This window comes from Pseudomonas lopnurensis, from assembly GCF_015070855.1.
Classification (GTDB): Bacteria; Pseudomonadota; Gammaproteobacteria; order Pseudomonadales; family Pseudomonadaceae; genus Stutzerimonas; species Stutzerimonas lopnurensis.
In genome coordinates this window covers 88,459-115,108 of sequence record NZ_JADDIX010000024.1, presented here as the reverse complement: position 1 = coordinate 115,108, position 26,650 = coordinate 88,459, and the positions used below count along the sequence as shown (strand labels likewise).

The following is a 26,650-nucleotide window of genomic DNA, read 5'->3' as shown; positions in this document are numbered from 1 at the left end:
CGCTTTACCGTAGATTTGCCGGCCCACCTCGACCGGAACTGGCCGGTCGTGCCTCGAGGCCCGCACCGTGTCCGCTGCCGCTCCTGCTTCCGTTTATCGCCTTCCCGGTTTCGCTTCCTTTCTCTTCGCACGCCTGCTGGCGGTCTTCGCCATGCAGATCCAGGCCGTGGTGGTGGCCTGGCAGGTCTACGACATCACCCGTGATCCGCTGGCCCTGGCCTATGTCGGCCTGGCGCAGTTCATTCCCATGCTGCTGTTGTTGCTGCCGGCGGGCGACCTGATCGACCGCTACGACCGCAAGCTGATCCTGGCGCTGAGCTGGCTGGTGGAGGCGCTGTGCGCCGCCGCGCTGCTCTGGCTGTCGCTGAGCGGGGCGGCGGTGACCTGGTACTACGCGGTGCTGGTGCTCTATGGCTGCGCGCGGGCGTTCACCGGGCCGGCGCTGTCCAGCCTGTTGCCGCAGATCGTGCCGCGCGAGCGCCTGGCCCCGGCGATCGCCGCCAACAGCATGATCATGCGTGGCGCCACCATCGCCGGCCCGGTGTTCGGCGGCGGTCTCTATGCCCTGGGCGGTGGCGGCCTGACCTATGGCGCGTGTCTGGTCGGCTTTCTGGTCGGCACGCTGCTGCTGACATTCGTCCCGGTGCGTTATGCGGAAAAGCGCCAGGTGCTCGAGACCAGCGCCTGGGCGCGCTTCACCGCCGGCATCGGCTTCATCCGCTCGCGGCCAATCATCCTCGGCACCATTTCCCTCGACCTGTTCGCCGTGCTGCTCGGTGGCGTGGTGGCGCTGTTGCCGATCTACGCCCAGGAGGTGCTGGAAGTCGGCCCCACCGGTCTCGGCCTGCTGCGCAGCGCCATGGCCATCGGCGAGGTAACGGTGGGGCTGTATCTCAGCCTGCGGCCGTTCAACCGCCATGTGGGGCTGGTGATGTTCGGTGCCGTGGCGCTGTTCGGCCTGGCCAACCTGGTGTTCGCCCTGTCCAGCCTGTTCTGGCTGTCCTTCGCCGCGCTGCTGGTGGCCGGCGGCGCAGACATGGTGAGCATGTACATCCGCTCCTCGCTGATCCAGTTCTCCACCCCGGACACCATGCGCGGCCGGGTCAACGCGGTGAACATGCTGTTCATCGGCTCGTCCAACGAGCTCGGCGAGTTCCGCGCCGGCACCAGCGCCGCCTGGTTCGGCGCGGTACCGGCGGCCCTGCTGGGATGCTTCTGCACCCTCTCGGTGACGGCCGGCTGGATGCTCGGCTTCAAGAGCCTGCGCCAGGTCGACCGCTTCGAGGATGCGGCGCCGGACAAGGCGCGCCGGTTGGACTGAGGCCTGATCGGCGGCCGTCCAACGGCGGTTTTCCCAAGCCGCCTGTTGGGCCGTCGCCCCTCGATGGCGCCTTTCCGGTGCGCGATCTATTATTCTTTTAAGAGATAAAGAAATCGTTATCTATTCTTTTTAATCTCAAAATTTTGCCCGCATAGTGGCGCCTCGGACAACCCCAAGGAGCCGCACACATGAGTATCCGCCTCGGCGACATCGCCCCCGATTTCGAACAGGATTCCAGCGCAGGCCGCATTCGTTTCCACGAATGGCTCGGCGACGGCTGGGGCGTGCTGTTCTCCCATCCGGCCGACTTCACCCCGGTGTGCACCACCGAGCTGGGCTTCACCGCCAAGCTGAAGGACGAGTTCGGCAAACGCAACGTCAAGGCCATCGCGCTCTCGGTGGACCCGGTCGAATCGCACGTCAAGTGGATCGACGACATCAACGAGACGCAGAACACCATCGTCAACTTCCCGATCATCGCCGATGCCGACCGCAAGGTCTCCGAGCTGTACGACCTGATCCACCCCAATGCCAGCGACACCCTGACCGTGCGTTCGCTGTTCGTCATCGACCCGAACAAGAAGGTGCGCCTGACCATCACCTACCCGGCCAGCACCGGGCGCAATTTCCACGAGATCCTGCGGGTGATCGACTCGCTGCAGCTGACCGACGAGCACAAGGTCGCCACCCCGGCCAACTGGCAGGACGGCGGCGAGGTGGTGATCGTGCCCTCGCTCAAGGACGAGGACGAGATCAGCCAGCGCTTCCCCAAGGGTTACCGTGCGGTCAAGCCGTACCTGCGCCTGACCCCGCAACCCAATCGTTGATCGAGTAGAAGGACGCCTTTCATGTTGGTCGTTTCCCTCGCCGGCAGCCCCAGCCAGCGCTCGCGCTCCGGCGTGCTGCTGATGTCGCCGGCGACTGGCTGCGCCGGCGCGGTATCGAGGTGGTGAGCTACGGCGTGCGCGATTTCGATGCGCAGGACCTGTTGCATGCCCGCTTCGACAGCCCGCGCGTGCGGCAGCTGATCGAGCACGTCACGTTGGCCGACGGCCTGCTGATCGCCACGCCCGTCTACAAGGCTTCGTTTTCCGGCGTTCTGAAGGCGCTGCTGGATCTGCTGCCGGAACGCGCATTGGCGCACAAGGTGGTGCTGCCGATCGCCTCCGGCGGCAGTGTCGCGCACATGCTGGCCGTGGATTACGCGCTCAAGCCGGTGCTCGCCGCGCTCAAGGCCGAGGAAATGCTGCACGGCGTGTACGCCGTCGACGCGCAGATCCGCTATGCCGAGGCGCAGCACCCGGCCAGCCTGGCGCCCGAGCTGCAGGAACGCCTCGAAGAGTCGCTGCAGCAACTGCATGCGGCGCTGGCCCGGCGGCCAGGCCCGCTCGATCCGGGCCTCCTGACGGACCGCCTGAACAACGCGCAGTGGAGTATCTAGAAAAGCAACTGCAAGCCTCAAGTATGTAGGGCGGGTGCAACCCGCCATTGCGGAGCCAGCTTGTAGTTGCCGCGCGGGTTTCACCCGCCCTACGAAGCTTGCCGCTAAAAAGCCTTACTCGCCCGCCAACGGGCAAGCAGGTCGTAAATCCAATTTCAGACTGTCAAGGAGAGTGCCATGCGCACCAACACCTTGCGTCGAGGACTGGTCGCCCTGCTAGGCGCGGCCATTTCCTTCGGCGCCATCACCCAGGCTCAGGCCCAATCGAAGCAGGAGAACGTCCTGCGCATCGGCTACCAGAAATACGGCACCCTGGTGCTGCTCAAGGCACGCGGCACGCTGGAGAAGCGCCTGGCCGACCAGGGCGTCGCCGTGCAGTGGACCGAATTCCCCGGCGGCCCGCAATTGCTCGAAGGCCTCAACGTCGGCTCGATCGATTTCGGCGTGACCGGCGAAACCCCGCCGGTGTTCGCCCAGGCCGCCGGCGCCGACCTGCTCTACGTGGCCCACGAGCCGCCGGCGCCGAGCGGCGAGGCGATCCTGGTGCCGAAGGATTCGCCGATCCACTCGCTGAGCGAGCTCGAGGGCAAGAAGATCGCCCTCAACAAGGGTTCCAACGTGCACTACCTGTTGGTGCGCGCGCTGGAGTCGGCCGGGCTGAAGTACGCCGACATCCAGCCGGTCTACCTGCCGCCGGCCGATGCGCGCGCCGCGTTCGAGCGCGGCAGCGTCGACGCCTGGGTGATCTGGGACCCCTTCCAGGCCGCCGCCGAGGAACAGTTGCAGGCACGCACGCTGCGCGATGGCCAGGGCCTGGTCAGCAACCACCAGTTCTATCTCGCCGCGCGGCCGTTCGCCGAACGCAACCCCGCGGTCATCACCACGCTGATCGGCGAGATCCGCGACATCGGCCACTGGGTCGAAGGCAACGTGGAAGAGGCGACCGCCCAGGTGGCGCCGCTGCTCGGCCTGTCCAGCGCGATCACCCGCAAGGCGGTCATCCGCCAGGGCTATGGCGCTCAGTCGATCGGCCCGGCCGTGGTGCGCGCGCAGCAGGACATCGCCGACACCTTCGCCGACCTCAAGCTGATCCCGAAAAAACTCGTCATCCAGGATGTGATCTGGACGGCGCCGAAGAGCATCGCGCAATACCCGGAATAAACCACGCATCCATCCTTTTCATGGAGCAACACCTATGAGCCTGAACATCTACTGGTTCCTGCCCACCCACGGGGACGGCAAGTATCTGGGCACCGCCAAAGGCGCCCGAGCCGTCGACCACGGTTACCTCACCCAAGTCGCCCAGGCCGCCGATCGCCTCGGCTATGGCGGCGTGCTGATCCCCACCGGGCGCTCCTGCGAGGACTCCTGGCTGGTGGCGGCGTCGCTGATTCCGGTGACGCAGAATCTCAAATTCCTCGTCGCCCTGCGGCCGGGGATCATCTCGCCGACCGTGGCCGCGCGCCAGGCGGCGACCCTGGACCGGCTGTCGGGCGGCCGCGCGCTGTTCAATCTGGTCACCGGCGGCGACCCGGACGAGCTGGCCGGCGATGGCCTGCACCTGTCGCATGCCGAGCGCTATGAGGCGTCGGTGGAGTTCACCCGCATCTGGCGCCGGGTGCTGGAGGGCGAGACCGTCGACTACGATGGCAAGCACATCCAGGTCAAGGGCGCCAAGCTGCTCTATCCGCCGATCCAGCAGCCACGTCCGCCGCTGTACTTCGGCGGCTCGTCCGAAGCGGCGCAGGACCTGGCTGCCGAGCAGGTCGAGCTGTACCTGACCTGGGGCGAGCCGCCGGCCGCGGTGGCCGAGAAGATCGCCGAGGTACGCGAGAAGGCCGCCAGGCTCGGACGCACGGTGCGTTTTGGCATTCGCCTGCACGTGATCGTGCGCGAGACCGACGAAGAAGCCTGGGCCGCCGCCGAGCGCCTGATCAGCCACCTCGACCAGGACACCATCGACCGCGCCCAGGCCTCCCTGGCGCGCTTCGATTCGGTCGGCCAGCAACGCATGGCTGCACTGCACGGCGGCAAGAAGGACAACCTCGAAGTCAGCCCCAATCTCTGGGCCGGGGTCGGCCTGGTGCGTGGCGGCGCGGGTACCGCCCTGGTCGGCGACGGTCCGACCGTGGCCGCGCGGGTCAGGGAATACGCCGATCTCGGCATCGATACCTTCGTCTTCTCCGGCTATCCGCACCTGGAAGAGAGCTACCGCGTCGCCGAACTGCTGTTCCCGCACCTGGACGTCGCCCAGCCGCAACGCCCGGAAAGCCGCGGTTATGTCAGCCCGTTCGGTGAAATGATCTCCAGCGACATCCTGCCCAAGGCGGCGTCGGCGAGTTGAGCGCAAACCGTAGGGTGGATGGCCGAAGCCATCCACGCGGGTGCGGAGCCGGGTCTGGCGCGCCTGCGTGGGAAGTGCTGCGTGTTTTCCACCCTGCGCACTGCGAGCAGTTGAGGACGACAAGTGTCCTGTAGGAGCCAGCCTGCGCGTCTTCGATGCAGCGCTGTCGGGCAGCAAACAGGGTGCAGCCCCGAGAAAGGCGCATGCGTAGGAGCCGGCTTGCCGGCGATCATCGGCGTTGCGGCCGRTCGCCCGCAAGCGGGCGCCTAGCGGTGGGGCAAAAGGATAATCCGCGTTCATATCCGGCAGACGCGTGGGCAAGGCTTCGCCGTTGCCCACCCTACGGAAAGGCACTCATGCATGACAATCCAACCGGAGGGCAAATGAGCTTCATATCCACACGACAACTCGCCTTGCGCCTGGCGCCCTGGGCACTGCCCGTCGCGCTGCTGGTGGCCTGGCAGGGGGCGGTGGTCTTCGGGCTGCTGTCCACGCGCATTCTGCCGGCACCCAGCGCCGTGCTCTCGGCCGGCTGGGAATTGCTGGCCAGCGGCGAGATCTGGACGCACCTGGCCATCAGCGGCTGGCGCGCCGGCGTCGGCTTCGCCATCGGCGGCGGCCTCGGCCTGCTGCTGGGCTTCATCACCGGCCTGTCGAAATGGGGCGAACGCTTCCTCGACAGCTCGGTACAGATGATCCGCAACGTGCCGCACCTGGCGCTGATCCCGCTGGTGATCCTCTGGTTCGGCATCGACGAGAGCGCGAAGATCTTCCTGGTCGCCCTCGGCACGCTGTTCCCGATCTACCTGAACACCTACCACGGCATCCGCAACGTCGACCCGGCGCTGGTGGAAATGGCGCGCAGCTACGGATTGTCCGGCTTCGCGCTGTTCCGCCAGGTGATCCTGCCCGGCGCGTTGCCGTCGATCCTCGTCGGCGTGCGTTTCGCCCTCGGCTTCATGTGGCTGACGCTGATCGTCGCCGAAACCATTTCCGCCAGCGCCGGCATCGGCTACCTGGCGATGAACGCCCGCGAATTCCTGCAGACCGACGTGGTGGTGCTGGCGATCCTGCTGTACGCCGTGCTCGGCAAGCTGGCCGACGTCGCCGCCCGTGGGCTGGAGCGCGTCTGGTTGCGCTGGCATCCGGCCTACCAGGCCAGGGGAGGTGCGCAATGACCGCGCTGCACAGCATTCGCCAGGGCATCCCGCTGGCGATCGAAGGCATCGCCAAGGCCTTCGGCGAGCGCGAAGTACTCCGGGGCATCGACCTGAACATCCCGGCCGGCCAGTTCGTCGCCGTGGTCGGCCGCAGTGGCTGCGGCAAGAGCACCCTGCTGCGCCTGCTGGCCGGCCTCGACCAGCCGAGCCGGGGCGCGTTGCTGGCCGGCAACGGTCCGCTGTCCGCCGCCCATGACGATACCCGGCTGATGTTCCAGGACGCCCGTCTGCTGCCCTGGAAGCGGGTGATCGACAACGTCGGCCTGGGGCTTTCCGGCGACTGGCGGCCCAGGGCGCGCGAGGCACTGGCCGCGGTCGGCCTGGCCGATCGCGCCGGCGAATGGCCGGCGGCGCTGTCCGGTGGGCAGAAGCAGCGCGTGGCCCTGGCCCGCGCGCTGATCCACCAGCCGCGCCTGCTGCTGCTCGACGAACCGCTCGGCGCCCTGGATGCGCTGACCCGCATCGAGATGCAGCAACTGATCGAGCGGCTCTGGCAGCAGCACGGCTTCACCGTGCTGCTGGTGACCCATGATGTGGCCGAGGCGGTGGCCGTGGCCGACCGGGTGATCCTCATCGAGGACGGCCGCATCGGCCTCGACCTGCCGGTCGACCTGGCGCGCCCGCGGCACCGCGGCTCGGCGCGCCTGGCCGCGCTGGAAGCCGAAGTGCTCGACCGCGTCCTGCAGCGCCCGGCATTGCCGGAACAACCCGATCCCGTATCCCCCTTGCCCACGCAATTGCGCTGGGCGCTTTAGAGCAGCGGCAAGCGGCAAGCCACAAGCTTCAAGCAAGAGCAGCGCGCTTCTACTTGGAGCTTGCAGCTCGAGGCTTGCAGCTAATTGCGACCCCAGGAGAAATACCATGACCATCAAGGCCATCAACGTACGCAACCAGTTCAAGGGCACCATCGAGGCCATCATCCTCGGCGACGTGCTGTCGGAAATCGACGTGCAGACCGCTGCCGGCATCGTCACGTCGGTGATCACCACGCGCTCGGTGAAAGAGCTGGAACTCGGTGTCGGCAGCGAAGTGATCGCCTTCGTCAAATCCACCGAGGTCTCGATCGCCAAGCTGTAGCATTTTTGTCCGATGGGTTCGCACCGCCGCTCGCAGCTGAGACCCGCGGTACCTGCCGGTGGATGCGAGCCATGACGCGCATGCCTGCTTCGGCGAGCGGGCGACCGCCTTGTCGTTTCAGCGGTGGCTGCTGCACAGGCGTTCGGCGACGTGATTCTATTCATGCACTAGCAGTGAGGCCGCAGACGCATCCTGGCGACATGCTGTCTTGAGGTCGGGGCGTTTCTCGACGCGTTTGTCGGTAACATGCGTGTCACGCTTACCGAGCTTTTATCGAGCAGTCGCTATGGCAACATCCGGAACGACCGGCACAATCGGCAAGGAACGCCCCGAGGCGACCGACCCCCTGTTCAATCAATCCCTGGAAAAGGGGCTTGCCGTGCTGCGGGCGTTCGATCCCGCGCATCGAACCCTGACCCTGGCGGACATCGCGCGCATCGCCGACATGAGCAAGGCGTCCGCGCAGCGTGCCGTGCACACCCTGACGGTGCTGGGCTACATCGGCCGCGACCCGTACAGCCGGCGCTTGCGCCTGCTGCCGAAGGTGATCGAACTCGGCTTCAACTACCTGGCATCCCACCCCCTGGTACGCCTGGCTCATCCGTATCTCGCCCAACTGGCCAGAACCAGCGGGGAAACCGCCAGCCTGACCGAGCCGGTGGATCAATACATGGTCTACATGTCGCAGATCATGACGACCCAGTCCATCCCGGTACTGACGCCGGTCGGCATGCGGATTCCCATGTATTGCACCAGTTCGGGGCGCGCCTATCTCAGTCGCCACACGGACCAGCAGGCCCGCGAACTGCTCGAGGCGTCGATCCGCGAGGCACGAACCCCGGCGACGCTCACGGACGTGGACGACATTCTGCAGACCATTCGCACCTGCCGGCAGGTGGGTTATGCGCTCAATTGCGAGGAGCTGTTCCTGGGCGACATGGGCATCGCGGCGCCGATCATCGATCGCTACGGCGAGGCAGTCGGCGCCGTGCACCTGGCGCCGCCGACCAGCCGCTGGAACATGGAGGAGGTGACCTCGCGCCTCGCTCCATTGGTAATCGAGTGTGCCCGGGGCATTTCCGAGTCGCTCGCGCACTGATGAGGGGCATGGGCGGGGCCTGACGAAGCGCCACTCGCGATCACCCCTTGGGTACGGCGGGGCGGTCCGCGTCGATTCGGCTCGGAAGGGCCGAATTCGCTCGTTTTTGGATCGATAATCGATAACTCGAAATCGATTGGCATATAGGTTGCTTCGGCAGATGTCGGTTAGGTTCCCTTTTGATGAGGTCTTCCGATGAGCATGAAGCTGCCGAAACAAACCCCGGCGACCGCGCTTTCCCGATTCGCACTGGCACTATCCCTGGCGATTGGTTGCACCACCGCTGCCGAGGCCGCGGAAAAGGTCCTTCGCATCGGCATGACGGCCGGCGACATCCCCCGCACCCTGGGCCAGCCGGACCAAGGCTACGAAGGTAACCGCTTCACCGGCATCACCCTGTACGATTCGCTGACCCAATGGGACCTGAGCTCCGGCGACAAGGCGAGCGTGCTGATCCCGGGGCTGGCCGAGTCCTGGTCGGTCGACCCGGCAGACCAGACCAAGTGGATCTTCAAGCTGCGTCCCGACGTGACCTTCCATGACGGCTCGCCGTTCAACGCCGACGCGGTGGTGTGGAACGTGGACAAGGTGCTGAACAAGGATGCGCCGCAATACGACCCTTCGCAGATCGGTGTCACCGCCTCGCGCATGCCGACGCTACGCTCGGCGCGCAAGGTCGATGAACTCACCGTCGAGCTCACCACCTCCGAGCCGGACTCCTTCCTGCCCTACAACCTGACCAACCTGTTCATGGCCTCGCCGAGCCACTGGCAGGCCAAGGCAGACGCACTGCCGGCCTCGGTCGCCGACCCGGCCGCACGCAGCCAGCAGGCCTGGGCGGCCTTCGCCGCCGACTCGTCCGGCACCGGGCCGTTCAAACAGGCCAGGTTCGTACCCCGCGAACGCCTGGAGATCGTGGCCAACACCGATTATTGGGACGCCAAGCGTCGGCCGCAGATCGACCGCGTCGTACTGCTGCCGCTTCCCGAGGCCAGCGCCCGCACTGCCGCACTGATGTCCGGCCAGGTCGACTGGATCGAGGCGCCCGCGCCGGATTCGATCGATGCGATCAAGGCGCGCGGCTACAAGCTTTATTCCAATCTCCAGCCACACCTGTGGCCCTGGCAATTCTCGCTGTTGCCCGAGTCGCCTTTCCATGACAAGCAGGTACGCCAGGCCGCCAATCTCTGCGTCAACCGGGAGGAGTTGAAGGCGCTGCTCAGCGGCCAGATGGAACCGGCCACCGGCGTCGTCGAACCGGGCGACCCCTGGCGCGGCAACCCGAGTTTCCAGGTTCGCTATGACGTCGCCGCCGGCCAGAAGCTGATGCAGGCCGCCGGCTATTCGGCGTCCAAACCGGCGAAGGTGAAGGTGCAGACCTCGGCCTCGGGTTCCGGCCAGATGCAGCCGCTGCCGATGAACGAGTACATCCAGCAGAACCTCAGGGACTGCTACTTCGATGTCGAATTCGACGTGCTGGAATGGAACACGCTGTACTCCAGCTGGCGTCTGGGTGCCAAGGACCCGGCCGCCCACGGTGCCGACGCCACCAATGTCAGCGCCGCGGTCATGGACCCATTCTTCGCCATGATCCGCTTCGTCAGCAGCAAGGCGCTGCCGCCGGTTTCCAACAACTGGGGGTATTACATCGACGAGAAGACCGACGCCCTGGTCGAGAAGGCCCGCACCACCTTCGACGAGCAGGCGCGCAACGAAGCCCTGGGTGAACTGCACGCGAACATCGTCGACGAGGCGCCGTTCCTGTTCGTTGCCCATGACGTCGGGCCGCGTGCGCTCTCGGCGAAGATCGGCAATGTGGTGCAGCCCAGGAGCTGGTTCATCGACATCGCCACCATGACCCTGGACTGATCGCCGCCAGGCGACGTCCAGTCCGCGCTGCGGCACAGGGAGCAGCCGCAGCGCCCCCATCGAGAGGCCCCCACGATGATTGGCTATCTTCTTCGCCGGCTGGGCTATGCGCTGCCCATCATGCTCGGCGTGTCCTTCCTGTGCTTCATGCTGGTCTATCTGGCACCGGGCGACCCGCTGGTTTCCATCCTGCCGGCCGATGCTTCCGCCGAGCTGCAGAAACAGATGATGCAGCTCTATGGTTTCGACAGGCCCCTGATCGAGCAATTCGTACGCTGGTTGTGGCGGGCGCTGCAGGGTGACCTGGGCCATTCGATCGCCACCAGCCGGCCGGTGGTCGACGAGGTGTTCAAGGCGGTGGGCAATACCCTGATGATCGCCGTGCTGGCGACTCTGATCGGCTTCACGCTGGGCGCGCTGTTCGGCTTCGTTGCCGGCTATTTCCGCAACTCCTGGGGCGATCGGCTGGCGTCGTTCGTCTCGGTGATCGGTGTCAGCCTGCCGAACTACTGGCTGGGCATGGTGCTGGTGATCGTGTTCTCCGCGCAGTTGATGTGGCTGCCGGCCACCGGTGCCGGGCCGGGCGGCTCGGGTAGCTGGACGTGGGACTGGGAACACGTCCAGTACCTGATCCTGCCGGCGCTGACCATGTCCTTCATTCCCATGGGCATCGTCGCCCGTACCGTCCGGGCGCTGGTCGCCGACATCCTGTCGCAGGAGTTCGTCGTCGGCCTGCGGGCCCGGGGGCTCGGCGAGTGGGGCGTGTTCAAGCACGTGGTGAAGAATTGCGCACCCACGGCCTTGGCGGTGATGGGCCTGCAGCTCGGCTATCTGCTGGGCGGCTCGATTCTCATCGAGACGGTGTTTTCCTGGCCGGGAACCGGCTTTCTGCTCAATCAGGCGATCTTCCAGCGCGACCTGCCGCTGTTGCAGGGGACCATCCTGGTCCTGGCGCTATTCTTCGTGGCGCTCAACCTGCTGGTGGACGTGCTGCAAACCATCTTCGATCCACGCATCGAGAGGGGCTGACCATGACCGCTGCCACGTTTACCGACACCCGCGGCAGAACGCCGGTGGTGCGCTCGCGCGGACACGGCGCCAACGTGCTGCGCCGCTTGCTGCGCAACCCCGTGGCGATGATCGCCGCCACCATCATCCTGCTTCTGGTGCTGATGGCGATCTTCGCGCCCTGGCTCATGCCGGCCGACCCTTACGCCACTTCCATGCTCAAGCGCCTGAAGCCGATCGGCACCGAGGGCCTGCCGCTCGGCTCCGATGAGCTGGGGCGCGACCTGCTGTCGCGGCTGATGCTCGGCGGCCGCCTGTCGCTGTTCATGGGCATTGCCCCGGTGGTCATGGCTTTCATCATCGGCGGCGGCATCGGCATCCTCGCCGGTTACGCTGGCGGCTGGCTCAACACGGCGATCATGCGCTGCATCGACGTGCTCTATGCCTTCCCTTCGGTGCTGCTGGCCATCGCCCTGTCCGGTGCGCTGGGCGCCGGCATCACCAACGCGTTGGTGTCGCTGACCGTCGTGTTCATCCCGCAGATCGCGCGGATCGCCGAAAGCGTCACCACGCAGGTGCGCCGCAGCGACTACGTCGATGCCGCACGCGCCTCTGGCGCATCGTCGCTGCTGATCATCCGCAAGCACGTGCTCGGCAACGTAATCGGCCCGATCTTCGTCTACGCCACCAGCCTGATCTCGGTCTCGATGATCCTCGCTTCGGGCCTGTCCTTCCTCGGCCTGGGGGTCAAGCCGCCACAACCGGAATGGGGACTGATGCTCAACACCCTGCGCACCGCCATCTATACCCAGCCCTGGGTCGCGGCGCTGCCGGGGCTGATGATCTTCATCACCTCGGTGTCCTTCAACATGCTGGCCGATGGCCTGCGCTCGGCGATGGAGGTCAAGCAATGAAGCCAACGCATTCGGCAAGGGACCCGCGAGACCTGGGCGGACCACGCCAACCGCTGCTCAGCGTGCGCGAACTGAAGAAACATTTCCCCCTGAAGAAGACCGGCCTCGGCCTGCGCGGCCCGCGCCTGGCGGTGCGTGCGGTGGATGGCATCAGCTTCGACATCCTCAAGGGCGAGACCCTCGGCGTGGTGGGCGAGTCGGGCTGCGGCAAATCCACCACCGCCCGGCTGCTGATGCAGTTGACCCCGCAGGATAGCGGCGAGCTGGTGTTCGACGGACTCAGCCTGGGCTCGCCGGGACTGTCGTTGCGCGATTACCGGCGGCAGACGCAGATGGTCTTCCAGGACAGCTATTCCTCGCTCAACCCGCGCATGACCGTCGAGGACTCCATCGCCTTCGGGCCGACGGTGCACGGCGTGTCGCAGCGTGAGGCCCTGTCCCGCGCCCATGACCTGCTGGCGCGGGTCGGGCTGGAGCCGGCGCGCTTCGCCGGCCGCTATCCCCACGAACTGTCCGGCGGCCAGCGCCAGCGGGTGAACATCGCCCGCGCCCTGGCGCTGGAGCCGCGCCTGATCATTCTCGACGAATCGGTGTCGGCGCTGGACAAGTCGGTCGAAGCCCAGGTGCTCAACCTGCTGCAGGACCTCAAACAGGCCTTCGGGTTGACCTACGTGTTCATCAGCCACGATCTGAACGTGGTGCGCTACATGTCCGACCGGGTGCTGGTGATGTACCTCGGCGAGGTGGTGGAAGTGGCGAGTGCCGACGCGCTGTTCGAACAGCCGCTGCACCCCTACACCGCTGCACTGTTGCGTTCGATGCCCACTACCGACCCGCTGCGGCGTACCGAACAGGCACCGCTGTCCGGCGATCCGCCGAACCCCATCGACCCGCCGTCCGGCTGCCGCTTCCATACCCGCTGCCCGGACGCCCAGGCGATCTGCCGTATGCGCGCGCCGGTGTTCGGCGAGGCCATGCCGGGGCGCAGTGTCGCCTGCCTGAAATACCAACCCGGCTCCGGTTACGCAGCCTCGACCATTGCGCTGAAGGAGGTGACCCATGCCTGACATGCAGACGGCACACAGCCCGATGATCCGCTTGCACGATCTGCAGGTGGAGTTTCGCGTGCCTGGCAAACGCGTCCAGGCGGTCAATGGGGTGAACCTCGAAGTCGGCCCGGGCGAGGTGGTTGCCCTGATCGGCGAATCCGGTTCCGGCAAGAGCGTGACCCTGCGCGCCCTGATGCGTCTGCATCCCGAGCGCACCACCCATTACGCCGGCACCCTGGAAGTCGCCGGCCGCGACGTGCTGAAAATGGGCAAGCGCGAGCTGGCGCAACTGCGCGGCAGCAGCGTCGCGATGATTTTCCAGGAGCCGTTGCTCGCCCTGGACCCGGTGTACACCCTGGGTCAGCAGATCACCGAGGCGATCCGACAGCATGCGCCGGTAAGCAGGGCGGAAGCCCGGGCACGCGCCCTGCGGCTGTTCGAGAAGGTCCGCATTCCGAGTCCCGAGCGGCGCCTCGATGCCTACCCCCACGAGATGTCCGGCGGCATGCGCCAGCGGGCGATGATCGCCCTGGCCCTGGCCTGCGAACCGCAGGTGCTGCTGGCGGACGAACCCACCACCGCGCTGGATGCCACGGTGCAGATCCAGATCCTGCTGCTGCTGCGCGAACTGCAGCGGGAGCTGGGGTTGTCCATCGTCTTCGTCACCCATGACATCGGTGCTGCGGCGGAGATCGCCGATCGCATGGCGGTGATGTATGCCGGGCGCATCATCGAGCAGGGGCCGGCCGCCGAACTCCTGACCCGGCCGCGCCACCCCTATACCCGCGCACTGCTGAAGAGCCGCAGCGAGGGCGCCATGCAGAAAGGTCGCCGGCTGGACACCATCCAGGGCGCGCCGCCGGACCTGTCCCGGCTGCCGGCCGGCTGCGCCTTCGCCGAACGCTGCGCCTTTGCCGCCGAGACCTGTCTGGGGGGCCAGCCCGAGGAGACCCGCGTCGGCCCCGAACACAGCGTGCGGTGCTGGCGGCTGGACGAGCTGCCCGCGCAGGGCGGTCCCGTCCAGCGGGCCGAACCGGTGAACGGATGATCCCTTCCGGCGGCCGGCAACGGCCGCTGCCCCTTTCCCTGACAGCCTGACGGTGCGACTGCCATGACGACCCCTGCACACTGCTACCTGCCTTACCCCGACGCGCCGGTCGCCTCCGGTGACGGTCCCCTGGCGGACCTGGAATTTTCCGTCAAGGACATCTTCGACCTGGCCGGCTACCCTACCGGCTGCGGCAACCCGCACGCGCTGGCGCGCTCCGGGATCAAGACCACCACCGCACCGACCGTGCAAAGGCTGCTCGACAGCGGCGCGCGCTTCACCGGCAAGACGCTGACCGATGAGCTGGCGTTCTCGATGAACGGCAAGAACGCCCATTTCGGCACCCCGCGCAATGGCGCGGCGCCGACCCGTATTCCTGGCGGCTCCAGCTCGGGCTCGGCCTCGGCGGTTTCCAACCGTCTCTGCGACTTCGCGATCGGCACCGATACCGGCGGCTCGGTGCGGGCGCCGGCCAGCCACTGCGGCCTGATCGGCCTGCGTCCGACCCATGCCCGCATCAGTCTCGAAGGCTGCATGCCGCTGGCGCCCAGCTTCGACACCTGCGGCTGGTTCGCCCGCGAGATCGACCTGTTCGCCCGTGTCGGCGAGGTGCTGCTCGGCGAGGACAGCATGCCGCTGCCCGCGTCACCGCGCCTGCTGCTCGCCGCCGACGTCATGGAGCAGGTCACGGTCAGCGCGCGGGCGACCACCGCCGAACTGCTGGGTCAGCTGGCGGCGGCCTTCGATACCGGGCTCGAGCCGGTCGCGAGCGCCTTGTTGCCGGCCAACGAGCTGTACTGGGCGTTCCGCCATATCCAGGGCATCGAGGCCTGGCAGAGCCAGGGCGAGTTCCTCTGTCGGCACGACGTGCAGCTCGGCCCGGGAGTGAAGGAGCGTTTCGCCTGGTCCAGCACGCTCGACGAGGAACAAGTGGCGCCGTATCGAACTATCCGCGCCGAATTCAGCCGCCGCTTCGATGAGCTGCTTGGCCACGATGGCGTACTGGTGATGCCGACCATGCCCGACGTGGCCCCGCTGCTGAGCAGCGACGAGGCCACGCTGGAGGACTATCGCAACCAATCCATCCGCATGCTCTGCCTGGCGGGACTCGCCGGCTGCCCGCAGATATCCCTGCCGCTGATGCAGCTGTCCGGTGCACCGCTGGGGCTGTCGCTGATCGGCCCGCGCGGCTCGGACCAATCCCTGATCGCTCTGGCCCGCCGCTTCACGGCCTGAGCGGCGCGCTTTTTTTGCCCTATCACCTGGAAGACTCCCATGACCCCGCACATCGATTCCAACCGTCTCTGGCAATCCCTCATGGACCTGGCGAAAATCGGCGCCACCGACAAAGGCGGTGTCTGCCGCCTGGCGCTGACCGAGCTCGACCGCCAGGGCCGCGAACTGTTCGTCGGCTGGTGCCGCGAGGCCGGCCTCTCTGTCCGGGTAGACGCCATCGGAAACATCTTCGCCCGGCGTGAAGGCACCGACCCGACACGGCGCGCCATCGCCATGGGCAGCCACATCGACACCCAGCCGACCGGCGGCAAGTTCGACGGCAATTTCGGTGTGCTCGCCGGCCTCGAGGTGCTGCGCACACTCAACGATCACTGTATCCAGACCGCGGCGCCGCTTGAGGTGGTGGTCTGGACCAACGAGGAAGGTTCGCGCTTCGTGCCGGTGATGATGGGCTCGGGCGTATTCACCGGCGCCTTCGGTCTCGAGCACGCGCTGGTGCAGAAGGACATCGACGGCGTGAGCGTAGCCGACGCACTGACGCGCATCGGCTACGCCGGCACGCAGATGCCCGGCGAGGTACCGGGCGGCATGTTCGCCGCCTATTTCGAGGCACACATCGAACAGGGCCCGGTGCTGGAGGCGCACGGCCTGCCCATCGGCGTGGTCCCCGGCGCGCTGGGCCAGCGCTGGTACGACGTTACCGTGACCGGCATGGAGGCGCATGCCGGTCCGACCCCGATGCAGCAGCGTCACGACGCCCTGCTGGCCAGTGCCCACCTGATCCAACGCATCAACCGGATTGCCCTGGAGCACGCCCCGCATGGCCGGGCCACGGTTGGTTTCATGCAGGTATCGCCCAACTCGCGTAACACCATCCCCGGTAGCGTGACCTTTTCGGTCGATTTCCGGGCGCTCGACGACGACGCCCTTTCCGCCATGGATGCCGAATTGCGCGATGCCTGCACGACCCTGGAAGCCAGTGATGAGCGCCTGACGATCCAGATCGAGCAGGTGGTGTACTTCCCACCCTGCCATTTCGACCCGGCGTGCATCGCCAGCGTGCGCGAAGCGGCCGAGGCGCTGGGGCTGGACAACATGGAAGTGGTCAGTGGCGCCGGCCACGACGCGGTCTATCTGGCCGACGTGACGCCCACCGCGATGATCTTCGTACCGTGCCGGGACGGTATCAGCCACAACGAGATCGAGCATGCCGAGCAGGCGCACATCGCCGCGGGTGCCGACGTGCTGCTCAACGCAGTGCTCAGGCACGCGCGCTAGGACCACTGTCCATTCCTCGGCACCACATCCGGCGCACCAGAAATCGACAAGCCCCGCACGAGGCGGGGCTTGTTGTCGCTTCCGGGTTCGCTCGGGACTGAGGAAGGCATGTGATTGGTGCGGTACTAGGAGCCGAACCCGGGACCTACTGAGTACAGACCAATTTTTCATGTTAAGAATCAGTAAGTTAATTTATGAATTTTTATGTGCAACCTGTTCTGAATTGCAAAGAGCATAGGTTTTGCGCGTGCTTTTTTACGCTACGTTTCCGCGGGTAGGTGGCATGATGCCATCCATCGTGCCGCCAGGGAGACGAGCATGCACAAAGACGAGGGGGTGCCGCGCCCCGCGCAGATAGCTCAACGCCGCGAGGCCATCGCCGAGTGGCTGCACCGTGCAGGAAAGAAAGGGCTGACCGCCCCGCAGATCCATGCCCGACTGCGCAATGAGTTGGGCGTCGACATGACGATCAAGACGGTGCAGCGCGACCTCAACTACCTGAAGGGTTGGGGGCGCATCCAGCCAACCGACGAGCCGGATAACGCTGCGCCACTGTGGCGTGTGGTACGCGGTGCGGCGGCCCCCACGCCTGCCGCCGCGACTGACACCAAGCTGTCCGGGCCGGATCTCAGGTCCGCACGAGTGGCGCTGGGTATCGTCACGTTGTACGAGCAGGCGAGCCATCTGCTGCACCAGGCAGCGCTGGATGATCTGCGCGAGCAATACGAAATATCCAAGGCCCTGCTTACCCGGCTCATGCCGCAGGAGGGCCGCTGGCTCGGCAAGCTGGTTACCGGCACCCAGCACATTCAACTGCTGCAGGCGGCCATCGACCCTCAGGTGCTCGCACAGGTCCAGCTTGCGTTGCTCGGCGGTTATCAACTGGCGGTGCGCTACTTCGCTTCCAACCAGCAACAGGAAAAGGACTACCAGCTGCATCCGCTGGGACTTTCCTACCAGGACTCGAGTATCTACCTGGTATGCCACAGCGGTGACCCCGACCGGATTCGCTGCCTGCCGCTGCATCGGTTTCGCCAGGTGCGACCGCTGGAAAGCCGCCTGGCCGAAGTGCCCCGCGACTTCGAGCTTCGCAACCACGTGCAGCGCATTTTGATCGAGCCCGAGCCGATTGTGCTCAAGCTGCGTATCAATGACCGGTTGCGCCAGCGGTTGGATGAACGCGAAACCCCACTGGCGCACGAGCAGGTATTCACCCCCCTGGGTAATGGCTGGCACCTGCTCGAGTGCAGCATCGCCTATAGCCAGGGGCTGCTGTGGTGGATTCTCAGCCATGGCGCCACGGTCGAGGTGCTGGAGCCGCCAAGCCTGCGGGCGCAGGTCCGCGAAACCGTGCGGACCCTGGCAGGCTTCTACCTCGACGATGCAGCCGGCTCCACCGAGCTTCCCGAGCTTGTACACGATGCCAGTCACTGAGCGACATGAGTTGTCGTGCGGATATGGACAATCATCTAGGCGCTCTGATGGCATAGTGGCATTGGTTGGAGCCACTCGCCTACAGCGCAGGCCAACCCTTTCACTAGAGGTTACTCATGGATAAGCGGCAATTTCTGGCGCAGCCCGACGTAGAAAATTTCATCGGTTGGTTGGTAGAAAGCCTCCCCCGGTTGCCTGTTCAACTCAGCTTCAGCCCCAGCCGTTTCGTCGTCGGTGGCCTTCAGCAGCACGTGAATGGTATTGAAGCGGTTCACAGGTTTTATCGGTGGAAAAGCAGCTGGTATGACGAGCAGACTTCTCAGCGAATTGTGTCGGACAATTTGGCCAGCACGGAAAGGTCGCTCCAACTGCTGAGAGACCGCTTGCTGGCAGCACTTGCAAGCGGTTGCGAGCACACGACATATCGTGCGTGCCTGGCTGTACTGGAGTGGGGTGGCGTCCGAGGAGCCATTCCGTTCCTGAACGGGTTGCGTCATCAGGGGCAGTTAGTCGAGTACCTAAACCGTTGCAAGCGCTTGTTCGACTTGGACGGAACCCAGAGCCTGTCTGACCTCAATAAGAACAGCATCCTGCGATTCGACGCTGGTCTGACCAAGATCCATGCGCTGATCGATGGTACGGGTTCGCCGATCTATGACAGTCGGGTAGGTGCAGCAATCGCGATGCTTTATTCCCTTTACCGTGAGAGCGCTACGGTCGACGCTGTGATGAGTTTTCCGACCGGGGCGGCTCGCGGCACACAAATCCGCGACCCGGGGCGCCTTGGATACAAGAGTGCACCGCAGTTTTTTACCCCTAGCGTGCCCGCTGAGCGCTGGGCTAAAAGCCAACTGGAGCTTGGCTGGATTCTTCAAGATACCGTTCGACGCTCATCCTTGTTCTCGGGCAGTTCAGTAGATCGATGCCGGGCATTCGAAGCAGCCTTGTTCATGATTGGTTATGACCTTCAATGCCTCGTTCCTGCTAGCGTTCCATCGATACCGGCTTCGTCTCCTGAACGAGTCAAGTCCGCTAGCGCACCGCGCGGTGGCACATGGGTACCTACCAGTGTTCCTTTCAGCCAAGTGCTTCGTGAATACGCTGAAACCAGTCAGCGTAGAGGCCAGGCCATGACGCTGCGAGAGTTCTGCCAATGGCAGCTTGAAGAGAAAGGCCGCACCACAAGCACAGCTATGGCTTATTGCGCGCCCTTGAAGGTTACAGAGTTCGATCTGGAAAATTACGAGTTGACTGAGCTTGAGCTGATTGCCAACGGAGGGCCGCTTGGCTTGCAGGCACTGCTTGCTGGCCAGCCAGGTTTCGTCGCTGGAGATGAGCGCGAGCAGGTCTATATGGTGGATGCATTCTTGTGCTGCCGGTCGGCACAGGTCGCCGCTGTGTATGGAGTGGCTCCTGACGATCTGCTCGTGACAGCCGGCTTTGCTGGGCGCGAGAGTTCTGCTCGTTTAATCCGTCGCGTAGGGCGAGACGTGGGGCAACACTTTGGACTTTTGGAGGGCGAAGAGCCGTCTCTGTTGTTCCAGAAGTTTTATGGCGAGGCTCTTTCGGATCTGGACGTTCAGCTTGATCTGGCCGCGCAAGCACTGACTGCCAGCAACTGTCGCGTATCCTGATTCTCGAGGCGCCTCTAAAACGAACTTCGTATCCTCTGTCACGTCCCGAATGACAGCCTGCCAGCGCCTGTTGGTGCTGGCAGGCTGTCGGCAGCTTAGCGATCCGCTAGCGAACCGGCACGGGCCCGTTCATGCACTGGTAGCCCGGATACTGCGCTTCGGCGGTGACCTTCGCCATCGCCGAACTCGTCGCCTGGACGGTCATGATGAAACTGGCACGCGGGCCTGCGGAGGCGACAACGCGGCGCATGGATACTTGGTAGGTCTTCATACGGAGCCCTCATCGGTGAAGTCCTGCTCACTGTGCAAGATCCCTGCGACGGGTTATGTCGCGATGTCCTGCGGCTGTGGCGGTCCCGCATACGGCGGGGTGCGACAGGAATTGTCGGCCGTCGCGGTGACAATCCGGCCATCAACTCGACGGCCGGAGGTTCCATGTTGCCGATCCTGTCGCTAGCCCTGGCCCATTGGCCCGGCCAAAGCGCAACGTCTGCCGAGCGGCAGCGTTATGCCGAATTGCACGAGCGCGCTGCTGCGCCTGACGCATCAGCCGAGGCGCTCAATGAACTGGGTTGTCTCTGGCTGGCAGGCCAGCGGGACGAGCGGCTGGCCCGCGGCCTGTTCATCGCAGCGGCGCGATACGGTTCGCTAGAAGCGCTGCTTAACCTTGGCTACATCCATTGGTATGGCAAGGGCGTGGCGGTGAACGAGCGCAAGGCGCTGGCTTACTACCAGCGGGCTGCAGAGAGCGGCTCGCTCGACGCCTGCTATGAGATGGGACAGGTTTACGTAGGCTCGGATGAGGAGTATTTGCCGGCACCGCGCAGGGTCGCCGCGGACCTGCAGCGCGCCTATCAGTGCTTTCGAACCGCTGCCGAAGGCGGTCATTGCGAAGCGATGTTCGCCCTCGGTGATCTTCTGCTGGGCACCGATTCCAGCACCCGGGACGAAGCCGGCGGCCTGTACTGGTTGATGTGTGCGGCCGGCCACGGCCAGCCCCTGGCTGCCGACCGGCTGGCGCGTTTCTACCTCGACGAGCCGCGCCTGGAAATGCCGGACCCCGGCAACCTCATGGGCGATTTCTGGCGCAACTATCGCATGCGTCGCGAGGGGCTGGTGACTGACGAAATGGAGAAAGAATGATGATGGATGCGATCGATATTGCCAGTCTGCTGCGGCCCGTACAGGTAGCGGTCGAGGCAGCGGGTGAACTAATCCTCCGCGAATGGGAGCGCGAGGGTGGGCCGCGTGGCAGTGGCGACAAGGCTGCGGTGGATGAGGAAATCGAACGGCTGCTTCATGAACAGCTGATCGGGCTGCTGGACGTCGACTTCTGGGGTGAGGAAACCTGCCAAAGGCTCACCGGCCAGCGATTTTGCTGGGTGGTGGACCCGCACGATGGGACCCGGGATTTCCTGCTCGGCTTGCCGGGCAGCGCCATCTCCGTGGCCCTGTTGCGCGACGGGCAGCCGGTGCTCGGAGTTGTCTACGCGCCAATCAGCCCAGATCGGGGCAGAGACTGCATAGCCTGGGCCGAGGGGCTGCCGCACCTACTGCGCAACGGCGCCGCGCATCCGGTTGATCTGTCCGGCTCACGACTCGAGGCGGGAGAGATCGTCTGGCTGAGTGCGGCTGCCGCCCGTAAACCGCACGCCAATATTCGCCTGTGCGCACCGGCCCGTTTCGTCGCCATGCCGAGCGTCGCCTATCGGCTGGCCCGAGCGGCTGCCGGCGATGGCGTTGCAGCGGTTTCGTTGACCAGCCTGTCGGCACATGACGTCGCTGCCGGGCATGCGCTGCTGATCGGCGCGGGTGGCGTGTTGCTCAACCAGGGCGGACGACCGCTGGGCTACCGAAACATGGACCTGGTGTGCATCCGCTGTTTCGGCGGCGCGGCGGCGGCATGCACGGTACTCGCAGGCCGGCCATGGAGCCAGGCCCTGGAAGAATGCAACGAGGCGCAGCGCAGCCTGCCGATGTCGCCGGTGTTTCCTCCAGTCCAGCGGCTTCAGCGCGCATTTGGCTGCCTGGCGACGATGCTCATCGGCGACAACCTGGGCGCGCAGGTCGAGTTCATGAGCGCAACCGAGATCGCCGAGCGTTGCGCGTCCGCACCCCTGACGATGCGCGACGGTGGTACCTGGAACATCCAGGCTGGGCAGCCCACCGATGATGGCGAACTGGCGCTGGCACTGGCGCGATCGCTGGTGGAGCTGGGCGGCTTCAGCGCGACGGACGTTGCGCAGCGCTATGTGGCCTGGCTGCGCTCCGAGCCCTTCGATGTCGGCAACACCACCCGCCAGGCCTTGCTTGGGCCGCTTCGCCAGCCGGCATTGGCGGTCGACGAGGCCTGTCGGGCGCATGCCTCTGTCCGCAGCCAGGCCAACGGTGCCTTGATGCGGGTCGCGCCGATCGGGATTGCCGCTCATGGTCGTCCGGCGCTGGCGGCGCGCTGGGCCAGGCAGGATGCACTGCTCACCCATCCGCATGGTGTTTGCCAGGAGGCGAGTGCGGCCTACGCCGCGGCCATCGCGGCGGCGGTAGCGGGTGCGGATCGCCAGGCGATGCTGGACGCTGCATTGGCGGTGCTCCTGCCGAGCGCCGACGGCGACGCCGTCAAACAGGTGCTGCTGGCTGCCGCAGCGGGCGAACGGCCCGACGATTATCAGCAACAGATGGGCTGGGTGCTGATCGCGTTGCAGAATGCCTTCTACCATCTGCTGGCCGGCAACACCGTCGGCCATGCGCTGAACGAAACGATCCGGCAAGGCGGTGACACCGATACCAACGCCTGCATCGCCGGGGCGCTGCTAGGCGCTGTCGACGGCATCGCTCGCCTCGACTGGGCGCAGCTAGGGCCGTTGCTGTCCTGCCGCGCGCATCCGCAGTCGCTACGGCCGCGGCCCATGGTCTGCTGGCCGGACGATGCGGGCGTGCTCGCTCAGCGGCTGCTGATGCTCGGCGCTGACAACGCATGCTGAAGGTCGTCGACCTGACCGGCAGCAGCCCGCGCATCACCACCCACTGCTTCGGGCCGGAACGCAGCGAGCATGCCGTGGCGGTCGAGCTGCGGCTCGAGCCCGATGCGCGAAGCGGCCTGCGGCTGCTGATGGAGATGTCGGCCCGACAGCCCTGGCCCGACGGCGAAAGGGCGTTCCGGCGGCTGCCTATCGTTGCAACCGATCACCTGGCTGCCGGCCAGCTTCTTGCGGCGCACCAACTGCTCGAAGCCAGCCTGGTCGGCAGCGGACCGGTGCCGCTGCTGGTCGATGATTACGTGCAGGTGTTCGACGGTGCGGCCGGTGGGCAACTGACGGTGGAGATACAGCCGCTTGGCTGGAGCGTTCGAAGCGCCTTGCCTTACAAGCGGCTGGTGGCGGTCGTCTTCGCCCCGGTCGAGCTGGCATATGACGAGTACCTGGCGGTTGCGCTTGGCTTGCAGGCTCGCCTGCCAGAGAAGGCACCCTTCAAGGCCGGCTTGATCCATCGGCCGTTACAGCAGCCGATGCTGCTTCTGCTCGGTCAGCTGTAGCCGCGTCGCGCCACCGTGAGGCTTGGTGCGGTGCCATCAGCGGGCAGATTCGGCCGAGTCGAGCTTTCCAGGGCAGGACGAGTGCGGAAGCCTCCATCCAATCAAAACAGCGCGTTTGGCAGTTTGCAGCAATCCCATGGGGCGATCCTTGCGACTGGAAATCTGGCGTCAGCTCGTTCAATGGAAAAACCACTGCGCAGTTCCACCCTATCTCACCGGCTTAGCCGAGTGATTCGTCGAAGTAATCGCTGTCGAGTCTTGGCACCTTGTAGAGCTGCGAGCTGACGCCGACCTCGTGGTCGAGCATCAGATTGACCAGGCGTTTGCCGTCGACCAGCACCAGCCCCTCGACCGAGCGCGCGAAATCGACCGCCTGGGCGGTGAAGCCGGAGGTGGTGATGAACACGCCGCGCCTGGCTTTCTGCCCGGCCAGCGCGCCATAGAAGGCCTGCAGTTCGGGGCGGCCGACGGTGCTCTGCCAGCGCTTGGCCTGCACGTAGACCTTTTCCAGCCCCAGCGCATCCAGCGAGATCACCCCATCGATGCCGCCATCGCCGCTGCCGCCCACCTGCTGCAGGGCCTGGCGATTCGCGCCGTAGCCCAGGCTGTGCAACACATCGAGCACGATATGCTCGAAGCGTGTCGGGCTGGCCTGCAGCAGGTTGTCCAGCAGATCGCCGGCGACGCTGGTGCGCAGCTCGAGGATGGCCTGGTCCAGGCGCTCCTGTGGGCTGCTGGTGGCGAGGTCGGCCTGGTTGATCGGGGGCGACGTGTCGTCTGTGTCGTCCAGTGAAGCGGCATCTGGCGCCGTTTTCAGCTTCACGCTCATGAAGTTCACGGCCAGGTATTCGACCTGCTCGGCGCTTAGCGGGGCCGGGTTGGCCTGGGCGAAGGCGAGGCCGGCGTCGGTCAGTTTCCAGTAGCCACGCTTGGCGCTGCTGGAATACCCGGCGCGCTTGAGGCGGTCGTGCGCCCAGCCGGAGCGGTTCTTGTACGTCGCCTGCCCGCTGGCGATGGTTTCCTGCCGCTGCGCCTCGCTCAGGCCGAGGGCCTGGGCGGCCGCTTCGTGGGCCTCTCCGGCCGTAGCTCCGTAACCGCTCCATAAACCCCGTCTTTTACTGACGAGCCTGGCCAGTCAGGATGAAGGCGTTGTCGAGCAGTTCCACGGCAGCAGCGTCTCGTAGTCTTCGACACTGCTTGCGGTCGGCAGGCGCTCAAGGATGTGGCGCAGCCAGGCATAGGGTTCCTGGCCGTTGGCCTTGGCGGTTTCGATCAGGCTGTAGACCTGCGCGCTGGCCGTGGCTCCCCTGGGCGTGTCGCTGAACAGCCAGTTCTTGCGCCCGATGACGAACGGGCGGATGGCATTCTCGGCGCGGTTGTTGTCGATCGGCAGGTGACCCGCTTCGATGTAACGCACCAGCCGGTTCCAGTTGCTGGCCAGGTAGTTCACCGCCTTGCCCAGGGCCGTCTGACCGGCGATGTGCGGCTGGGTCTTGTCCAGCCAGACTTTGAGCTGGGCCAGGATCGGCTGGCTGCGTTGCTGGCGAGCTTCATGGCGTTCGGCATCGCTGCTGGCCTTGAGCTCGCGCTCGATACCGTAGAGTTTGCCGATCAGGTTCAGCGCCATGTCAGCGCGACCGGTCTTGCCCTTGGGTTGGACTTTCTGTGCCTCGACGAACTTGCGCCGGGCATGCGCCCAGCAGCCCATACGTTCGATGCCGTCTTGCAGGGCCACGGCGTTGTAGCCGGCGTAGTCGTCGGTCATCAGGTAGCCGCGGTAGCCATCGAGCAGGCGCAGCGGTACGTCCTGCGCGCGGCTGGTGCTGTAGTCGAAAAGGGTCACCGGTTTGCCCGGTGGGCCACCGCTTTGCACCCACATCCAGGACTGGGCCGTGGGATCGCGCCCCGGCTCGTGCAGCACCTGCAGCCGGGTTTCGTCGCAGTGCAACACGGGGTAGTCGAGCAGCGTGTCGCGCATGAGGTTGAGCAGCGGTTGCAGGTGCTCAGCGCATTGGATCACCCAGCGCGCCAGGGTCTGGCGCGGTACGTCGACACCGTGGCGGCTGAGCATCTTCTCGAAGCGATACAGCGGTATGCCGTCGGCGTACTTGGCGGTCAGCAGCATCGCCAGCACGCTGGGGCTCGCCAGGCTCTTTTCGATCAACTGGGCCGGTTTGTCAGCGGTGACCGGGGCTGCTTCGCAGGCCTTACAGGCGTAGGTCTTGCGGATGTGACGGATCACCCGCACCTGCATCGGGATGATTTCCAGCTGCTCGCTGGTCTCTTCGCCGATGACCCGCTTGCGGCAACCGCATTCACAGGTCAGTTCATGCTCGGGCAGCTCGTGGATGATCTCGACGCGTGGCAGATTCGCCGGCAACGACTTGCGCCTGCCACGGCGCTTGGCCGGGGCGACGGTTTCTTCCTCGGTTTCTTCGGCAGCCGCTTCAGGCGCTGCTTCGACCAGTTCCTCGGCCTCGTTGAACATCGCCAGCTGCGGGGAGTCGTCGTCTTCGGGGCTGCGCTCGGACTTTGGCGAAAACAGCTTGCGCCGCAGCAGGGCGACCTGCTCCTGAAGTTGTGCAATGCGAGCATCTTTTGCCGCCGCCTGCTCATTGGCCAGCAGCAGTAACTGCTTGAGCAGGATAGGGTCGTCAGGGGGACTTTCGGGCACGGCAATCATGGCCGTGGATTATACCGGCTCAGGCCACGAAACGTGGCGTCAGTACCTGGTGCGGGCGGTTGCGCCAGAGGTCGATGCCGTCTAGCAGCCAGTTCAATTCATCGACCGTCAGCTCGATGGCCTCGTCCCCGGCCTCGGGCTTGGTCTTGAAGCGCTCGGCCTCCAGGCGCTTGAGCCACAGGCAGAAGCCGTTGCGCTCCCAGTAAAGGATCTTCACCTGGCTGCGGGTGCGGTTGAGAAACACGAACAGCACCGGGTTGAACACCTCTACCTTGATATCCAACTCGACCAGGGCAGCCAGACCGTTGATGGATTTACGGAAGTCGACGGGCTTGGGGTAGAGGTAGACCTTTTGTACCTTGGCGTCGGGACGCATCATGGCGATGGGCTCCAGTGGGAAACGGGAGCACAAGCATTCCCAACGCCAGGGATCATTTGTAGGTGGGGTTTATGGAGCGCTTAC

At 65.4% G+C, this 26,650-nt stretch carries 24 protein-coding genes and 2 pseudogenes; 21 read left to right on the top strand and 5 right to left on the bottom strand.

The annotated features are described in order from the left end of the window. Positions 1 to 67 precede the first annotated feature (67 nt). The 18 genes and pseudogenes from IN820_RS05395 to IN820_RS05310 all read left to right on the top strand — a co-directional run bounded on the left by IN820_RS05395 (position 68) and on the right by IN820_RS05310 (position 19,972). A complete protein-coding gene (locus IN820_RS05395; protein ID WP_193679984.1) occupies positions 68 to 1,321 on the top strand; it encodes an MFS transporter in 1,254 nt (417 codons plus the stop codon). 188 nt (positions 1,322 to 1,509) lie between these two features. After that, positions 1,510 to 2,148 (top strand): peroxiredoxin, encoded by a 639-nt coding sequence (locus IN820_RS05390; RefSeq protein WP_193679983.1) that lies wholly within the window; start codon positions 1,510 to 1,512, stop codon positions 2,146 to 2,148. 21 nt (positions 2,149 to 2,169) lie between these two features. Further along, a pseudogene (gene ssuE, locus IN820_RS05385) lies at positions 2,170 to 2,762 on the top strand (NADPH-dependent FMN reductase). 177 nt (positions 2,763 to 2,939) lie between these two features. After that, entirely contained in the window at positions 2,940 to 3,923 is a 984-nt protein-coding gene (locus IN820_RS05380) for a sulfonate ABC transporter substrate-binding protein (protein ID WP_193679982.1), read from the top strand. Between the two features lie 34 nt (positions 3,924 to 3,957). Continuing rightward, positions 3,958 to 5,106, top strand: a complete 1,149-nt coding sequence (ssuD, locus tag IN820_RS05375; protein ID WP_193679981.1) for an FMNH2-dependent alkanesulfonate monooxygenase — start codon at positions 3,958 to 3,960, stop codon at positions 5,104 to 5,106. Positions 5,107 to 5,489: 383 nt separating this feature from the next. Then, positions 5,490 to 6,284 carry an aliphatic sulfonate ABC transporter permease SsuC gene (gene ssuC, locus IN820_RS05370; protein ID WP_042921319.1) on the top strand — a complete coding sequence of 265 codons (795 nt, stop codon included), beginning with the start codon at positions 5,490 to 5,492 and terminating at the stop codon, positions 6,282 to 6,284. After that, complete coding sequence (gene ssuB / locus IN820_RS05365; protein WP_193679980.1) at positions 6,281 to 7,081, top strand: aliphatic sulfonates ABC transporter ATP-binding protein; 801 nt, start codon at positions 6,281 to 6,283, stop codon at positions 7,079 to 7,081. Before ssuC ends, ssuB begins: the two co-directional genes overlap by 4 nt. 106 nt (positions 7,082 to 7,187) lie before the next feature. Continuing rightward, positions 7,188 to 7,403, top strand: a complete 216-nt coding sequence (locus tag IN820_RS05360) for a TOBE domain-containing protein (protein WP_042921314.1) — start codon at positions 7,188 to 7,190, stop codon at positions 7,401 to 7,403. Positions 7,404 to 7,689: 286 nt separating this feature from the next. Then, entirely contained in the window at positions 7,690 to 8,502 is an 813-nt protein-coding gene (locus tag IN820_RS05355) for an IclR family transcriptional regulator (RefSeq protein ID WP_193679979.1), read from the top strand. A 195-nt stretch (positions 8,503 to 8,697) separates the two neighbouring features. Further along, positions 8,698 to 10,371 (top strand): ABC transporter substrate-binding protein, encoded by a 1,674-nt coding sequence (locus tag IN820_RS05350; protein ID WP_235989076.1) that lies wholly within the window; start codon positions 8,698 to 8,700, stop codon positions 10,369 to 10,371. A 75-nt stretch (positions 10,372 to 10,446) separates the two neighbouring features. Then, a complete protein-coding gene (locus IN820_RS05345) occupies positions 10,447 to 11,400 on the top strand; it encodes an ABC transporter permease (protein WP_042921310.1) in 954 nt (317 codons plus the stop codon). A gap of 2 nt (positions 11,401 to 11,402) precedes the next feature. Then, positions 11,403 to 12,293: an ABC transporter permease gene (locus IN820_RS05340; RefSeq protein WP_042921309.1), complete on the top strand. Its 891-nt coding sequence runs from the start codon at positions 11,403 to 11,405 to the stop codon at positions 12,291 to 12,293. Beyond that, positions 12,290 to 13,360, top strand: coding sequence for an ABC transporter ATP-binding protein (locus IN820_RS05335; protein WP_193679978.1), 1,071 nt, complete (start codon positions 12,290 to 12,292; stop codon positions 13,358 to 13,360). The genes IN820_RS05340 and IN820_RS05335 overlap by 4 nt, the downstream gene beginning before the upstream one ends. Then, positions 13,353 to 14,390, top strand: coding sequence for an ABC transporter ATP-binding protein (locus IN820_RS05330; protein ID WP_235989075.1), 1,038 nt, complete (start codon positions 13,353 to 13,355; stop codon positions 14,388 to 14,390). Before IN820_RS05335 ends, IN820_RS05330 begins: the two co-directional genes overlap by 8 nt. A gap of 63 nt (positions 14,391 to 14,453) precedes the next feature. Continuing rightward, positions 14,454 to 15,626 carry an amidase gene (locus IN820_RS05325; RefSeq protein WP_042921304.1) on the top strand — a complete coding sequence of 391 codons (1,173 nt, stop codon included), beginning with the start codon at positions 14,454 to 14,456 and terminating at the stop codon, positions 15,624 to 15,626. Between the two features lie 39 nt (positions 15,627 to 15,665). After that, complete coding sequence (locus IN820_RS05320) at positions 15,666 to 16,904, top strand: Zn-dependent hydrolase (protein ID WP_193679977.1); 1,239 nt, start codon at positions 15,666 to 15,668, stop codon at positions 16,902 to 16,904. Positions 16,905 to 17,222: 318 nt separating this feature from the next. Next, the gene (locus IN820_RS05315; protein ID WP_193679976.1) at positions 17,223 to 18,338 is read left to right on the top strand and encodes a helix-turn-helix transcriptional regulator; all 1,116 of its coding nucleotides are present in this window, start codon (positions 17,223 to 17,225) and stop codon (positions 18,336 to 18,338) included. Between the two features lie 116 nt (positions 18,339 to 18,454). Further along, on the top strand, positions 18,455 to 19,972 hold the full coding sequence (locus tag IN820_RS05310) for a hypothetical protein (protein ID WP_193679975.1): 1,518 nt from the start codon (positions 18,455 to 18,457) through the stop codon (positions 19,970 to 19,972). A 106-nt stretch (positions 19,973 to 20,078) separates the two neighbouring features. On the opposite strand, the gene IN820_RS05305 is transcribed toward IN820_RS05310, so the two are convergent. Further along, complete coding sequence (locus IN820_RS05305) at positions 20,079 to 20,243, bottom strand: hypothetical protein (RefSeq protein WP_023445435.1); 165 nt, start codon at positions 20,241 to 20,243, stop codon at positions 20,079 to 20,081. 164 nt (positions 20,244 to 20,407) lie between these two features. On the opposite strand from IN820_RS05305, the gene IN820_RS05300 reads away from it, so the two are divergent. Genes IN820_RS05300 through IN820_RS05290 form a run of 3 tightly spaced genes read left to right on the top strand, consistent with a single transcriptional unit; the run spans position 20,408 to position 23,504 of the window. Next, on the top strand, positions 20,408 to 21,115 hold the full coding sequence (locus IN820_RS05300) for a tetratricopeptide repeat protein (protein WP_193679974.1): 708 nt from the start codon (positions 20,408 to 20,410) through the stop codon (positions 21,113 to 21,115). Next, entirely contained in the window at positions 21,112 to 22,953 is a 1,842-nt protein-coding gene (locus tag IN820_RS22850; RefSeq protein ID WP_193679973.1) for an inositol monophosphatase family protein, read from the top strand. The genes IN820_RS05300 and IN820_RS22850 overlap by 4 nt, the downstream gene beginning before the upstream one ends. Continuing rightward, positions 22,947 to 23,504 (top strand): hypothetical protein, encoded by a 558-nt coding sequence (locus IN820_RS05290; protein ID WP_193679972.1) that lies wholly within the window; start codon positions 22,947 to 22,949, stop codon positions 23,502 to 23,504. The genes IN820_RS22850 and IN820_RS05290 overlap by 7 nt, the downstream gene beginning before the upstream one ends. Positions 23,505 to 23,724: 220 nt before the next feature. On the opposite strand, the gene IN820_RS05285 is transcribed toward IN820_RS05290, so the two are convergent. The 4 genes and pseudogenes from IN820_RS05285 to tnpB form a co-directional block, all read right to left on the bottom strand. Then, positions 23,725 to 24,333 (bottom strand): restriction endonuclease, encoded by a 609-nt coding sequence (locus tag IN820_RS05285; RefSeq protein ID WP_328822075.1) that lies wholly within the window; start codon positions 24,331 to 24,333, stop codon positions 23,725 to 23,727. Between the two features lie 69 nt (positions 24,334 to 24,402). Further along, positions 24,403 to 24,639 (bottom strand): annotated as a pseudogene (locus IN820_RS22845) (winged helix-turn-helix domain-containing protein); the annotation flags it as partial. Beyond that, positions 24,640 to 26,187 carry an IS66 family transposase gene (gene tnpC / locus IN820_RS05280; protein ID WP_193679788.1) on the bottom strand — a complete coding sequence of 516 codons (1,548 nt, stop codon included), beginning with the start codon at positions 26,185 to 26,187 and terminating at the stop codon, positions 24,640 to 24,642. 19 nt (positions 26,188 to 26,206) lie between these two features. Then, complete coding sequence (gene tnpB / locus IN820_RS05275) at positions 26,207 to 26,566, bottom strand: IS66 family insertion sequence element accessory protein TnpB (protein WP_049325434.1); 360 nt, start codon at positions 26,564 to 26,566, stop codon at positions 26,207 to 26,209. Positions 26,567 to 26,650: the final 84 nt, after the last annotated feature.

Bases quoted from the DNA above. Each gene is read 5' to 3' on its own strand.
- IN820_RS05355 (WP_193679979.1), top strand. From the start codon at position 7,690: ATGGCAACATCCGGAACGACCGGCACAATCGGCAAGGAACGCCCCGAG.
- tnpB (WP_049325434.1), bottom strand. From the start codon at position 26,566: ATGATGCGTCCCGACGCCAAGGTACAAAAGGTCTACCTCTACCCCAAG.
- IN820_RS05350 (WP_235989076.1), top strand. From the start codon at position 8,698: ATGAGCATGAAGCTGCCGAAACAAACCCCGGCGACCGCGCTTTCCCGA.
- IN820_RS05320 (WP_193679977.1), top strand. From the start codon at position 15,666: ATGACCCCGCACATCGATTCCAACCGTCTCTGGCAATCCCTCATGGAC.
- IN820_RS05290 (WP_193679972.1), top strand. From the start codon at position 22,947: ATGCTGAAGGTCGTCGACCTGACCGGCAGCAGCCCGCGCATCACCACC.
- IN820_RS05380 (WP_193679982.1), top strand. From the start codon at position 2,940: ATGCGCACCAACACCTTGCGTCGAGGACTGGTCGCCCTGCTAGGCGCG.
- IN820_RS05340 (WP_042921309.1), top strand. From the start codon at position 11,403: ATGACCGCTGCCACGTTTACCGACACCCGCGGCAGAACGCCGGTGGTG.
- IN820_RS22850 (WP_193679973.1), top strand. From the start codon at position 21,112: ATGATGATGGATGCGATCGATATTGCCAGTCTGCTGCGGCCCGTACAG.
- IN820_RS05335 (WP_193679978.1), top strand. From the start codon at position 12,290: ATGAAGCCAACGCATTCGGCAAGGGACCCGCGAGACCTGGGCGGACCA.
- IN820_RS05390 (WP_193679983.1), top strand. From the start codon at position 1,510: ATGAGTATCCGCCTCGGCGACATCGCCCCCGATTTCGAACAGGATTCC.
- IN820_RS05315 (WP_193679976.1), top strand. From the start codon at position 17,223: ATGCACAAAGACGAGGGGGTGCCGCGCCCCGCGCAGATAGCTCAACGC.
- IN820_RS05285 (WP_328822075.1), bottom strand. From the start codon at position 24,333: ATGAGCGTGAAGCTGAAAACGGCGCCAGATGCCGCTTCACTGGACGAC.
- ssuC (WP_042921319.1), top strand. From the start codon at position 5,490: ATGAGCTTCATATCCACACGACAACTCGCCTTGCGCCTGGCGCCCTGG.
- IN820_RS05345 (WP_042921310.1), top strand. From the start codon at position 10,447: ATGATTGGCTATCTTCTTCGCCGGCTGGGCTATGCGCTGCCCATCATG.
- tnpC (WP_193679788.1), bottom strand. From the start codon at position 26,187: ATGATTGCCGTGCCCGAAAGTCCCCCTGACGACCCTATCCTGCTCAAG.
- IN820_RS05325 (WP_042921304.1), top strand. From the start codon at position 14,454: ATGACGACCCCTGCACACTGCTACCTGCCTTACCCCGACGCGCCGGTC.
- ssuD (WP_193679981.1), top strand. From the start codon at position 3,958: ATGAGCCTGAACATCTACTGGTTCCTGCCCACCCACGGGGACGGCAAG.
- IN820_RS05360 (WP_042921314.1), top strand. From the start codon at position 7,188: ATGACCATCAAGGCCATCAACGTACGCAACCAGTTCAAGGGCACCATC.
- IN820_RS05300 (WP_193679974.1), top strand. From the start codon at position 20,408: ATGTTGCCGATCCTGTCGCTAGCCCTGGCCCATTGGCCCGGCCAAAGC.
- IN820_RS05305 (WP_023445435.1), bottom strand. From the start codon at position 20,243: ATGAAGACCTACCAAGTATCCATGCGCCGCGTTGTCGCCTCCGCAGGC.
- IN820_RS05330 (WP_235989075.1), top strand. From the start codon at position 13,353: ATGCCTGACATGCAGACGGCACACAGCCCGATGATCCGCTTGCACGAT.
- IN820_RS05310 (WP_193679975.1), top strand. From the start codon at position 18,455: ATGGATAAGCGGCAATTTCTGGCGCAGCCCGACGTAGAAAATTTCATC.
- ssuB (WP_193679980.1), top strand. From the start codon at position 6,281: ATGACCGCGCTGCACAGCATTCGCCAGGGCATCCCGCTGGCGATCGAA.